Below are 11,816 nucleotides of genomic sequence, written 5' to 3' on the forward strand. Positions count from 1 at the left end.
GCGCGGCCGGCCTTGACGGCCGCCGCGTCACGGTCCCGCGCGCGCGCGCCGGCCAAACCGCAACCGCGTCTGACCTCGACGGCGGCGGCCGGCCAGGAAGGGGATTGGGAAGAGTTTTAATTCTGTCTATAATCGCGAAGCCTGTCACTCTTTATGGAAGTCGCGATGAAAGTCCTGTATGCCCTGATGTTGGTTTCCTCGGCCGCGCTGGCCGATGATGCGGCGCTGCTGAAATGCCGTCAGCTTGATGACGGTCCGGTGCGCCTGGCCTGCTACAACGCCATCCCGGTCAACCCGGCGGCGCCGGCCGCCGCGGCCGCTTCAACCGGCACGGGTGCCGTCCCGCGTGCTGCCGCACCGGGCGCGCCGGCTGTCGGCTACACCACGGTTGCCGCGCCGACCCAGGACGAACTGGCCGCCATGTTCGGCCGCGAGCCGGATGTGCTGAAATCGATGCGCCTGCAATCAATCGAGACCACCATCCCCGGCCACTTTGACGGCTGGGTGCGCGGCCAGCGCATCCGCCTCGCCAATGGCCAGGTGTGGAAAGTGGTAGACGACACCGAAGACGTGGTTGAACTGGTCGACCCGAAAGTCACCGTCAAGCGCGGCCTGCTGGGCGCGATCTTCCTCGACATCGACGGCGCCCACCGCAACCCCAAAGTCCAGCGCGTGCAATAACCACCGGGGTCAGCGACCTTAAAACCAGATGTCGAAGCTGGTGGTGGCGTTGCCGGTGGCGGCCAGGCGGTAGGCGTAGCCGTGGCGATTGAGGACTTCACGCACGAACAGCAGGCCGATGCCCTGGCCGCCTTTTTTGGTGGTGAAGAATGGCGTGAACAGCTGATGCGCCGGCACCGCACCCAGCAGGTTGCCGCTGTCGATCACCGATAGCCGCAGCCGCCGCGCTTCGCGCACCAGTTCGAAGGCGATGCGGCGGTCGGCGCCGCCCGCCATCTCCACGGCTTCCATCGCGTTCTTGACCACGTTGAGCAGGGCCTGTTCCATCAGCTGGCGGTCCAGCGCGACCGGCGCCACGTCGTCGCGGCGCTGCCAGGCGATGTCGATGCCGCGGCTGCGGCAGGGCTCGCGGTACAGGTAGAGGATGTCGTCCATGATGTCGCCGATGGCGTGCGGCCGCCGTTCCGGCGCGGGCATCTTGACCACGCGCGTGAAGCGTTCGATGAATTCGCCCAGGCTGGCGTTGCGGCGCTGTACCGCGACGATGGCGGTGCTGAAGTCGTCGCTGTCGCGCGCGTCGAGCTGGTCGCGGTAGTACAGCAGCGAGTCGAGCACCGAGCCGGTGGCGGCGACGGTGTTGTTGACCTCGTGCGCCAGGACGCGGATCAGCTTTTCGTAGGTGGCTTTTTCCGAGCTTTCCAGTTCTTCGGTCAATTCGTCCACCAGCAGAAAATGACGGGCGAAGCCGCGATCGTAGAACTGGCCGCGCTGGCCGCGGTAGCGGCGGCCGTCGGCATCGGTCAGCAGCTGGCTGTCGCCCAGTGGCAGCGCATCGAGCTGCGCCAGCAGGCTGTGTTCCGCCTCGGCAGGCAGACAGGCGCTCAGCAGTTTGCCCCTGGCGTCGCCCAGGCCGGGCAGGGCCTGGGCGCTGGCGTTGAGCAGGCTGACGCGGCCGTCGAAGTCGAAGACGATGACAGCGCTGGGCGTGGCTTCCAGCAGCCGGTCGAGGAAGCCTTGCTGTTCGCCGATCTGCAGGCGCTCCTGGTACAGCGCGCCCAGCATGGTGTTGAACAGCTGGACCAGTTCGTTCAGTTCGCGGTCATCGGTGTCTTGCAGGCGCGCCGCGTAGTGCTGGTCCTGCAGCAGGTCGTGAAAATGGCGCGTGTAATCCAGTGGCGCCAGCGCGCGGCGGATCAGGCGCAGGCCGAGGATCAGGCTGAGCGCCAGTGCGGCTTCCAGTCCCAGCATCAGCAGCGGCTCGGTCCGGAATAGCAGGATGGCGACCGCCAGGAACAGCAGGTGCGTGGCGATCAGGTAGGCGTACAGGCGCTGGCGCAGACTCATACGCGGTGGCCGCCTGACGCGTTGTCCGCGCGCACGCGGTCGCCGCGGCGGGAACCACCGCTGGTGCGGGTCCGTGCCTCGTCGCCGCTGTCACGAGGGCCGCTCAACCGTGCGCCGTCGCCGCTGTCACGAGGGCCGCTCATCCGTGCGCCGTCGCCGCTGTCACGAGGGTCGCTCATCCGTGCGCCGTCGCCGCCATCACGATGACCGTCCATCCGCGCGCCGTTGCCGGTGTTACTGCGGGCGCCCATGCGGGCGCCGGCGCCGGCATGGGCCAGGTTGCCGTCGCTGCCGGCGTCGGGCGCGCTGCCGAGGCCGTGGCGTTCGAGGCGGCGGTACAGCGCGGTGCGGCTCAGGCCCAGCGTCTTCGCCACGCGCGAGATGTTGCCCTGGTGCTGCTCCAGCGCGTGCACGATCATGTGCCGCTCGACCTGCTCCAGCGTCATGCCGTCGACGCCCAGGCGGGCCTTGCCTGCCGCGCCGCCATGCTCGTGTTGTTCGACGAAATCGGCTTGCCGCAGTTCGTTGCGACCGACCAGCAGCAGGGTGCGTTCCAGGGTCTGCTTCAGCTGGCGGATGTTGCCCGGCCACGGCTGCGCGCTCAGCCACTCCAGCGCTTGCGGCGCGATGCTGGCCGCCGGCAGTCCATAGCCGGCCGCCACCTCGGCGATGATGTGGCGCGCCAGCAGCGGAATGTCGCTGCGCCGTTCGCGCAACGGCGGCAGCCGGATGGTGATCAGGTTGAGCCGGTAGAACAGGTCTTCGCGGAATTCGCCGGCGGCCACCAGTTCCGCCAGCTCCCGATTGGTGGCCGAGACCACGCGCACGTCGGCCTGTTCGCTGCGGCTGGCGCCGACCGGCTGGTAGGTCTGGTCCTGCAGCACGCGCAGCAGCTTGACCTGGTCGGCGCGGTTCAGTTCGCCGATCTCGTCGAGGAACAGGGTGCCGTGGTGGGCGCTGGCGATGTGGCCTTTGCGGTCGGTCCTGGCGTCGGTGAAGGCACCGCGCACGTGGCCGAACATTTCGCTTTCGAACAGCGTGGGCGTGATGGCGCCCATGTTGATCTTGACGATGGGCTGGCCGGCGCGGCTGCTGTTGCGGTGGATGGCGTCGGCGATCAGTTCCTTGCCGCAGCCGCTTTCGCCGAGGATCAGCACCGGCGCCCGCGTGTTGGCGACCTGGCCTATGGTGCTCAGCACTTTCAGCAGGCGCGGATGCTCGCCGACGATGCCGCGAAAATCGAATTGCGCGTCGAGCGCCTGGCGCGTGCCGCGCTCGGCCGGTGCGGCGGCGTCGAGGGTGGTGCGGATCAGCTCGGCCAGCTGGGTGTTGTCCCACGGCTTGGTGAAGAAGTTGGCGGCGCCGGCCTGCATGCCGCGCACGGCCAGCGCGATCGAGCCCCAGGCCGTCATCAGCAGCACCGGCAGCGCCGGCCGGGCGGCACGGATGTCGGCCAGCAGCCGCAGGCCTTCCTCGCCGCTGGTTTGCAGCGAGAAGTTCATGTCCTGCAGCACCAGGTCGACCGCTTGCTGTGCCAGCAGCGCCAGCGCCTGGCGCGGATCGTCGGCGCACAGCGTGTCGTAGCCGGCCTGCTTGAGCAGCAGGGCCAGCGACACCTGCACCGCGCTGTCGTCATCGACAATTAAGATGCGTTGCTTGCGGTTCAATTCCATGTCTTATTCGTAGTGCAGCGCTTGTGTCGGGCTCAGACGCGCGGCGCGCCAGCCGGGATAGAGCGAACACAGCAAGGATAGCAGATAGATCACACCGGCCGATAGCGCCACGGCGCCGACGAACACCGGCCAGTTCAGACTGTCGCCGAGCACGCCGGTCAACGGCAGTTGCACCAGCAAGACCAGCGCGATCAGCATGGCGCCGCTGCTCAGCAGCATCTGCTCGGCGGCGATCTGGCGGTAGATATGGCCGGCATCCGCCCCCAGCGCGCGGCGCAGGCCGATTTCCGGGATGCGCTGGGTGGTGTTTTGCCACAACACGCCGAACAGGCCGAACGCCACCATCACCAGCAGGAAGGCGGCGATCACCGACAGGATCAGCAGCGGCAGCATCTGCGTGCGCAGCATGCTCTCGCGCGCATCGCTCAGTGGCCAGACCAGATAGGTCCAGTCGCCGCGCACCTGTTTCAGCCGCGCGCTGAGCCTGGCCTCGAACACGCGCGGCGTGCCCGGCTTCATCTTCAGCATGATGAAGTCGGCCGCCTCCTTGCCGACGCCGGGCACCCAGCGCTGCAGCATGAAATACACCGGGTCGGCGTACTCCCCATGCGAACGGAACTGCTCGACCACGCCGACCACGCGGTAGCGCACCGGCGCCTCCTTCTCGCGCGGCAGCAGGAACAGCTGGCCGACCGGATTTTTGCCGAGGAACCAATACTCCGCCAGCTTGCGGTTGATGACCACCGGCACCGCGTCGGCGCCGTCGTCGATGGCGGAGAAAAAGCGGCCGGCGGCCAGCCGCATGTCCATGGTGGCAAAGTAATCGTCGGAAACCGCCATGCCGTCGATGGTCAGCTTGGCGCTGCCATCGGGCAGCGTATAGTCCTCGGTCCAGCGTGTCATATCGTAGGTGGCGAAGGCGCTGAAGGCGACCGACTCGACTTCCGGCATGGCCAGCAGGCTGCGCCTGATGTTGTCGTACAGCGCCGCATCGTTCGGCAACTGCATGGTGGGCGACTGCATGCCGACCGCCCACTGTGCGCGCCAGTTGTGGCCGACCGGCAGCTGGTACAGCTGCCAGTAGCGCAGGCCGAAGGCGGCAATCGCGAACACCACCATGAAGGCCAGCAGGATTTCCAGGCTCAGCATCATGTTGCGGCCCTTGCGTTTCCAGATCAGTTTCAGCAGATGACGCAGCATTATGCGCTTCCTTTCAGTGCGTGGACCGGCGCCATGCGCGACATTTTCCAGGCCGGGATGACGCCCGACAGCACGCCGAACACCAGCGTGATCAGCAGGCCGTAGCCGAAGATGGCCAGGTTCAGATGGACTTGCAGATAGGGCAGCACGCTCCAGCTTTCCATCCACCACAGCACGCCGCTGGCGCAGACCAGACCGATAGCGCCGCCGATCAGGCACAGCAGTACATTTTCCAAAATCAATTGCGTCACCAGCTGGCGGCTGGTGGCGCCGAAGGCCTTGCGCACGCCGATCTCGCTGCTGCGCTCCATGATGCGGCCCATGTTCAGGTTGATCAGGTTCAGCGCCGGCAGCGTCATGAACAACAGCATCAGCGTGATGATGATGGACAGCAGCGTCGGGGCGCCGCCATCGTCGGCCTCGCTGCTGAGCAGTGTGCGCGCGAACAGGGCCAGCTTGGAGTCGCCCCAGAACTGGGTCCGGTTGAAGCGGCCGGGATCGTCGTACTGCACGCGCTTGGCGGCATCGATGATTTCGCGCTGCAGCGCCGGCAATTCCGCCGGCGAGCGCGCCATCATGATGGCGCTGTAGGCGCCGAACATCTGGTTGCGGTAATCGCTGGACGGCTGGCTGGTGACGGGCACCCAGATGTCGGCATAGGCATTGACCTGCAGCTCGTCGCGCACCACGCCGATCACCGTGAAGTCCTGGCCGATGGCGCTGAATTTCTGGCCCAGATAAGGCTGGCCGGGAAACAGCTTGCGCGCGGTGGACTGGTTGAGCACCGCCACCGGGCGTCCCTGCGCCACGTCGTCCTTGTTGTACAGCCTGCCTTGGAGCAGCTGGAAGTCGAGGATTTGCCAGTATTCGGCGTCGGTATGGCGCATCAGCAGGCGGCTGACGCGATCGGTCTGGTACACCGACACGGTCAGCGGCAGGCCGCTGGCCGACACCACTTCCGCGTGTCTCAGCGGCTTCAGATATTGGTCGACCACTTTATAGCCCAGCGTGCCGCTGCGCCGCCCCGGCTTGTCCGTGTGCGACGAGCGGAACATCACCATTTGCACGTAACGGTCGCTGCGGCCCTCGACGCCGGAGGGGTAGAAGGTGTTTTCCAGCAGCGCGGTGACCACCATCAGCACCACCAGCGTCAGCACGATGCACAGCAGGTTGATGGCCGTGAACAGCTTGCGGCGCATGAAGACTTTCCACGCCGTCAGCAGGTAATTTCTGAACATGCGGACTCCTCAGGCGACCAGCTGGCCGTCGAACACGCGCACGATGCGGCCGGCCTGGCGGGCTTCCTGCTCGTTGTGGGTGACCATGACGATGGTGCTGCCTTCGCCGTGCAGCTGGTGCAGGATGTCCATCACTTCCTGGCCCATCTTGCTGTCGAGGTTGCCGGTGGGTTCGTCGGCCAGCAGGACCTGCGGCTGGCCGACGATGGCGCGCGCGATCGCCACCCGCTGCTGCTGGCCGCCGGACAGCTGGTTGGGATAATGGTCCATGCGCGCGCCGAGGCCGACTTTTTCCAGCGCCTCGCGCGCCAGCCGCTGGCGCTTCTTGTTCGAAACGTTGCGGTACAACAGCGGCAGTTCGACGTTGTCGATCACGCGCAGGTCGTTAATCAGGTGGAAGCTCTGGAAAATGAAGCCGAAGGTCTGATTGCGCAGCCTGGCCACATGCTTGTCCTTGTACGAAGCCACCGGCGTGCCGGCGACGTGTATCGAGCCGGTGCCCGGCTGGTCCAGCAGGCCGATCAGGTTCAGCAGCGTGCTCTTGCCGCAGCCGCTGGGCCCCATGATGCTGACGAATTCGGATTTTTCGATATGCAGGTCGATGTCCTTCAGCGCCAGGGTTTCGACCTTGTCGGTCTGGTAGGTTTTGCTGACTTTATTCAGGCGTATCATGTGTGCTCCTCTATTGGGCCACGCGGACGCTGTCGCGGTCCTTGTAGCGGCTGGTGTCTGAAATGATGACTTGCTCGCCGGCGCGCGCGCCGGACAGGATTTCCACGGACTTGCCATCGCTGGCGCCGATGTTCAGTGTGGTCTTGCGGGCGACGCCGTCGCGCACCACGAAGATATCCTGCGGGCCGCGGCCGTTGAAGGCGGGGCCGTAGTCGGCCAGCAAGGTGTGCTGCTTTTGTTCGGTGACGATGTTGACTTCCACCCGCAGCTTGTTGCGCAGCATGGCGTGGTGCGGTTGGCGCAGCATCACCAGCAGTTTGACGGTGCCGTTCTGGATTTCCGGCAGCACGGTCTGCACTTCACCCTGGAGTCTGACATTGCCCTGTTCGACCAGCACCTGCTGGCCGGCGCTGAGCGCGCGCGCATGGAAGTCGGACAGCGAGGCTTCGACCTTGTAGTTATCGAGCTCGGAAACCTTGGCCACCAGCTGGCCGGTGGCGACGCTGGCGCCTTCGTCGGCCAGCAGCCAGGTCAGCATGCCGGCGAAGGGCGCGCGCACCTGGGTTTGCGCCAGCAGTTGCTGCTGTCCCTGCAGCTGCTTTTGCAGGATGCTCTTTTGCAGCCGCGCCCCTTCGATATTGCTGTTGGTGACGCGCTGGTTGTCGGCGATCTGTTCCTTGTGCTGGCGCAGCTGGATTTCGTTGCGCTTGACGTTGAGTTCGGCGGTCAGCAAATCCTCGGCCGAGACGCCGCCGGCCTTGCGCAACGTCTGATACCGGCCGAGGCGCACGCGGGTGGCTTCCAGGTCCAGTTCCAGCAGTTCGATGGCGCTGGCCAGCTGCTTGCGTTTCTGCTCCAGCTCCAGCGTCAGCGCGAGGATGCGGTTTTCCTGTTGCGCCAGTTGTTCCTTGATCGAATCGATGGCCAGCACGATGGTGCGGTCATCCAGTTCCAGCAGCAGTTCGCCCTGGCCGACCTGCTGGCCCAGCTTGGCATGGACCTTGGCGACGCGCGTCTGGATCGGGCTGGACACCAGTTCCTCATGGACCGGGATCACGATGCCGGAGGCGTTGATGGTGTTGGCGATGCTGCCCGGGTGGACCGTCGCAATGCTGACGCCGCTGGCGTCGACGCTGGGGCTGACGGCACGGTTGATGCCCCAGGCGGTGAGGCACAAGGTGGCCAGCACGGCGGCCACCGCCAGCGCGGTGCGGCGCCGGCGGCGTTTGACGATGTCGGGGCTGATGAAGGTATCCATGCCGCCACTAGTGCAAGCGCCGTGCCACGCGTTTGATAAAAGGACAAAACCATATAAATCAAAGCAGTAGGCTGAAAAGCCCGTCCGCGCGCCAACCTGCCGTTGCCCGCCTCCGCCCACCACCGTCCGGAAACGGACACCCTTGCTAAAAGGAGTCATCATGGAATCACTCCAGTTTTTCGCATGGCTGCTCGTTCACATCGCCATCCCTGTTTTCGTGCCCATTGCACTATTGCCGTTGTTGGCGGTAAGCCGAATCGCCATTGCCTTAAGTGCCGGGGCATGCTACGTGCCATGCAATCGCTGTTCTCGCTTATCTCAATCTTCGCTGACATCGCTTGCAGGCGATGGCGTGGCGGCCGCGGTCGCCTGCTGTGGGGATTTTCCAACGGTTGATTCATACCAATGTGTTAGGGTAATGTCCATCGCGCACCCTCACGCGGAGGAAACATGCAGACCCGATGGAATGCCTTGTTGCTCGCCTTGCCCTTGCTGGCCCAGGCGGCCGAAGAGGGCGACGAAATCGTCACCGATCGGCCCGATTTTGTGGAGTCCAGCAATGTCGTCGGCAAGGGCCGCTTTCAGATCGAAACCAGCCTGGCGCTGGAGCGCAACAAGGTGGACGGCATCCGGGAGCGGACGTATTCCACCCCGACGCTGTTGCGCTTCGGCATCGGCGAACAGCTGGAATTTCGCATCGAAACCGACGGCCGCATGCGTAGCGTCGTCACCGACCTGGCCAGCGGCGCGCGTCAGACCGACAACGGTTATGCCGACACTGCGCTGGGCCTGAAATGGCATGTGGCCGATGCCGAGGGCAATCGTCCCTCCATGGGCATCCTCGCGCACGTCGACCTGGACAGCGGTTCGCGCGCCTTCCGCGCGGCCGGCACCGGCGGCTCGCTGCGCCTGGCGGCCGAATGGGAGCTGCCCGACGAGATGGGCCTGGGCGTGATGCCCGGCATCGCCTGGCAGTACGACGACAACGGCGAGCGCTACACCAGCGGCATCTTCGGCATCGTACTCGGCAAGAACTGGACCGAGGCCTGCCGCACTTTCATCGAATACGCGGCGCCACAGATCGCCCGCAGCCGCCACGGCGGCACGCAGGGCAGCTTCGATATCGGCGCGTCCTATTTGCTGACCAAGACGCTGCAGATCGACACCGCGCTGTCACGCGGGCTGAACCGGAACACACCGGACTGGAGCTGGACGGTCGGCTTTTCGGCCAAATTCTAAGCTGGAGACACCATGCGATTCACGATCAGGCAGCGCTTGTTGTTGATTAACCTGGCCACACTGGTGTTCGTGCTACTGGTTGGTCTGGTAGGCTACTACGCGGTGCACGTGCTCGATGTCTCGATGGATGCGATCAGCGCCAACAGCAGCGCCATCAAGGATCAATTGCAGGCCGACCAGGCCCACGACGCCCTGCGCGCCGACGTGCTGGCCGCGCGTCTGGCCGCCGACAAGAACGACGCTGCCGGCATCAAGGCCGTGCGCGAGGACACCGCCGAACACATCGCCCTGTTCCGCAAGCTGATCAAGGACATGGACGCGGCCGACACGGGCCCCGAGGTGCGCAGCGCCATGGCGCAGGTCAAGCCCGACGTGGACCGCTATCTGCAAAGCGCGCAAGAGATGGTGGAACTGTCGCTGAACGATCCGGCGGCGGCGCAAGCGAAATTCGCCGCGTTCATGGACAGCTTCCATGTGCTGGAAAAAAGCATGGCCCGGCTGAGCGATCTGATCGAGCATGATTCCGATCAAAGTAAGCAGCGCGGCGACGAAGCGGTGGTCAAGTCGCGTGTGCACATCGTCGGCGCGGCGGTGCTGGCGGTGGTGGTGTCGTTGCTGGCGGGCCAGATGATGGCGCGCGCCATCGTGCAGCCGCTCGACGAGGCGGTCGGGTTTGCCGCGCGCGTGGCGCGCGGCGATCTGTCGTCGCAGATCGAGGTGGCGGCCGAGGACGGCACCGAAACCGGTCAGCTCAAGCGCGCGCTGGCCGACATGAACGTCAGCCTGCACCGCATCGTCAGCCAGGTGCGCGACGGCGCCGATGCGATCGCCACCGCATCCGGCGAAATCGCCTCGGGCAACATGGATCTGTCGGCGCGCACGGAGTCGCAAGCCAGTTCGCTGGAGGAGACGGCGTCGTCGATGGAGCAGATGACCTCGGCCGTCAGGCAGAACGCCAGCAATGCCGGTGAGGCGAATCAGCTGGCGTCGTCCGCCGCGCAGGTGGCCACGCGCGGCGGCGCGGTGATGGCGCAAGTGGTGCAGACCATGGGGGGCATCACCGCATCATCGCAGAAGATCGTCGACATCATCGCGGTGATCGAGGGAATTGCGTTCCAGACCAATATCCTGGCCCTGAACGCGGCAGTGGAGGCGGCGCGCGCGGGCGAGCAGGGGCGCGGTTTTGCGGTGGTGGCGTCCGAGGTGCGCGGTCTGGCGCAGCGCGCCGATGCGGCGGCCAAGGAGGTGCGGCAACTGATCGAGGCGTCGGCCGCGCAGGTGGGCGAGGGCAGCGCGCTGGTGGGGCAGGCCGGCGGCACGATGGAGGAGATCGTTTCCAGCATCGAGCGGGTGACCGTCATCGTCGGCGAGATCGCGACCGCCAGCCGCGAGCAGGAGATGGGCATCGATCAGATGAATCAGGCCATCGGCAGCATCGACAGCGCGACCCAGCAGAATGCCGCGCTGGTCGAGCAGGCCGCCGCCGCCGCCGGCGCCCTGCAGGAACAGGCCGCGCGGCTGGCGGAGGTGGTCAAGGTGTTCCGACTGGCGCGTTAGGCGCGGAACGCCACGCTGCGTCGAGCGCGGCCACTGCAACCGCTGCCAGGCAAGCAGCATGCTTTCGGCACGCAATGCCGCGCGGCCTGTTGATGCGCAAACGGCTGGCATCGGGCTGGCGCCGGATGGGGCCGCCGTGTTTGGCTCAGGCCGCGACAAGTTGACGGCGCGCTGGTGCAGCCGTCCGCGCCGCTTGCAGCATGCCGCGCTGTCCGCGGGCTGGGGCGGTATCGGCCGCCGGTGCGCTCCGATGCTCGTTGCGGTCCGCAGCCAACTTGAATACGCCCACCAGTTGCACGAGATGATGCGCCTGGTCCTGCTGGGCTTCGGCCGCGGCGGCCGCTTCCTCGACCAGGGCCGCGTTCTGCTGCGTCACCGTATCCATCTCGGCGACGGCGTGGTTGATCTGTTCGATTCCGGCTTCCTGCTCATTGCTGGCGATGCTGATCTGGCCCATGATGTCAGTCACCGATTTGACGGCGGCCACGACTTTGTCCATGGTTTCGCCGGCCGCGCCCACCAGCGCGGTGCCGGCGCCGACCTTGGCCACCGATTCATCGATCAGCGCCTTGATTTCCTTGGCTGCGGTGCCGGAGCGTTGCGCCAGCGTGCGCACTTCCGATGCCACCACGGCGAAACCGCGTCCCTGCTCGCCGGCGCGCGCCGCTTCCACCGCCGCATTCAAGGCCAGGATGTTGGTCTGGAACGCGATGCCGTCGATGACGCTGATGATGTCGACGATCTTGCGCGACGATGCATTGATCGCGTCCATGGTGCGCACCACGTCGGATACCACCGCGCCCCCCTGCTGGGCGATCTCGGAGGCCGACTGTGCCAGCGTATTGGCCTGGCGTGCATTTTCGGTATTCTGACGCACGGTGGCGGTCAGTTCTTCCATTGACGACGCCGTCTCCTCCAGCGAACCGGCCTGCTGTTCGGTGCGCGAGGACAGGT

At 65.9% G+C, this 11,816-nt stretch carries 10 protein-coding genes; 3 read left to right on the forward strand and 7 right to left on the reverse strand.

Annotated features, from left to right (window positions below):
- Positions 1–165 precede the first annotated feature (165 nt).
- Positions 166–681 (forward strand): hypothetical protein, encoded by a 516-nt coding sequence (locus E4L98_RS14710; protein WP_135202308.1) that lies wholly within the window; start codon positions 166–168, stop codon positions 679–681.
- 18 nt (positions 682–699) lie between these two features.
- Here E4L98_RS14710 and E4L98_RS14715 read toward each other — a convergent pair whose 3' ends face one another.
- Genes E4L98_RS14715 through E4L98_RS14740 form a run of 6 tightly spaced genes read right to left on the reverse strand, consistent with a single transcriptional unit; the run spans position 700 to position 8,066 of the window.
- Positions 700–2,025, reverse strand: coding sequence for a sensor histidine kinase (locus E4L98_RS14715; RefSeq protein ID WP_135202309.1), 1,326 nt, complete (start codon positions 2,023–2,025; stop codon positions 700–702).
- Complete coding sequence (locus tag E4L98_RS14720; protein WP_229257399.1) at positions 2,022–3,698, reverse strand: sigma-54-dependent transcriptional regulator; 1,677 nt, start codon at positions 3,696–3,698, stop codon at positions 2,022–2,024. The genes E4L98_RS14715 and E4L98_RS14720 overlap by 4 nt, the downstream gene beginning before the upstream one ends.
- Positions 3,699–3,701: 3 nt before the next feature.
- Entirely contained in the window at positions 3,702–4,898 is a 1,197-nt protein-coding gene (locus E4L98_RS14725) for an ABC transporter permease (RefSeq protein ID WP_135202310.1), read from the reverse strand.
- Positions 4,898–6,136: an ABC transporter permease gene (locus E4L98_RS14730; RefSeq protein ID WP_135202311.1), complete on the reverse strand. Its 1,239-nt coding sequence runs from the start codon at positions 6,134–6,136 to the stop codon at positions 4,898–4,900. The genes E4L98_RS14725 and E4L98_RS14730 overlap by 1 nt, the downstream gene beginning before the upstream one ends.
- 9 nt (positions 6,137–6,145) lie before the next feature.
- Positions 6,146–6,808 carry an ABC transporter ATP-binding protein gene (locus tag E4L98_RS14735; RefSeq protein ID WP_135202312.1) on the reverse strand — a complete coding sequence of 221 codons (663 nt, stop codon included), beginning with the start codon at positions 6,806–6,808 and terminating at the stop codon, positions 6,146–6,148.
- Between the two features lie 10 nt (positions 6,809–6,818).
- Positions 6,819–8,066 carry an efflux RND transporter periplasmic adaptor subunit gene (locus E4L98_RS14740; RefSeq protein ID WP_135202313.1) on the reverse strand — a complete coding sequence of 416 codons (1,248 nt, stop codon included), beginning with the start codon at positions 8,064–8,066 and terminating at the stop codon, positions 6,819–6,821.
- 450 nt (positions 8,067–8,516) lie between these two features.
- On the opposite strand from E4L98_RS14740, the gene E4L98_RS14745 reads away from it, so the two are divergent.
- Both E4L98_RS14745 and E4L98_RS31175 read left to right on the forward strand, forming a co-directional pair.
- Positions 8,517–9,305 carry a transporter gene (locus E4L98_RS14745; RefSeq protein WP_135202314.1) on the forward strand — a complete coding sequence of 263 codons (789 nt, stop codon included), beginning with the start codon at positions 8,517–8,519 and terminating at the stop codon, positions 9,303–9,305.
- Positions 9,306–9,317: 12 nt separating this feature from the next.
- Positions 9,318–10,862 (forward strand): methyl-accepting chemotaxis protein, encoded by a 1,545-nt coding sequence (locus tag E4L98_RS31175; protein ID WP_135202315.1) that lies wholly within the window; start codon positions 9,318–9,320, stop codon positions 10,860–10,862.
- Positions 10,863–11,007: 145 nt separating this feature from the next.
- Here the strand turns inward: E4L98_RS31175 and E4L98_RS14755 are convergent.
- A partial coding sequence (locus E4L98_RS14755) for a methyl-accepting chemotaxis protein (protein WP_229257400.1) occupies positions 11,008–11,816 on the reverse strand: 809 nt, incomplete at its 5' end.

The sequence above is a fragment of the Duganella callida genome (assembly GCF_004614165.1).
Taxonomy (GTDB): domain Bacteria; phylum Pseudomonadota; class Gammaproteobacteria; order Burkholderiales; family Burkholderiaceae_D; genus Rugamonas; species Rugamonas callida.

Bases quoted from the DNA above. Each gene is read 5' to 3' on its own strand.
- E4L98_RS14710 (WP_135202308.1), top strand. From the start codon at position 166: ATGAAAGTCCTGTATGCCCTGATGTTGGTTTCCTCGGCCGCGCTGGCC.
- E4L98_RS14715 (WP_135202309.1), bottom strand. From the start codon at position 2,025: ATGAGTCTGCGCCAGCGCCTGTACGCCTACCTGATCGCCACGCACCTG.
- E4L98_RS14720 (WP_229257399.1), bottom strand. From the start codon at position 3,698: ATGGAATTGAACCGCAAGCAACGCATCTTAATTGTCGATGACGACAGC.
- E4L98_RS14725 (WP_135202310.1), bottom strand. From the start codon at position 4,898: ATGCTGCGTCATCTGCTGAAACTGATCTGGAAACGCAAGGGCCGCAAC.
- E4L98_RS14730 (WP_135202311.1), bottom strand. From the start codon at position 6,136: ATGTTCAGAAATTACCTGCTGACGGCGTGGAAAGTCTTCATGCGCCGC.
- E4L98_RS14735 (WP_135202312.1), bottom strand. From the start codon at position 6,808: ATGATACGCCTGAATAAAGTCAGCAAAACCTACCAGACCGACAAGGTC.
- E4L98_RS14740 (WP_135202313.1), bottom strand. From the start codon at position 8,066: ATGGATACCTTCATCAGCCCCGACATCGTCAAACGCCGCCGGCGCCGC.
- E4L98_RS14745 (WP_135202314.1), top strand. From the start codon at position 8,517: ATGCAGACCCGATGGAATGCCTTGTTGCTCGCCTTGCCCTTGCTGGCC.
- E4L98_RS31175 (WP_135202315.1), top strand. From the start codon at position 9,318: ATGCGATTCACGATCAGGCAGCGCTTGTTGTTGATTAACCTGGCCACA.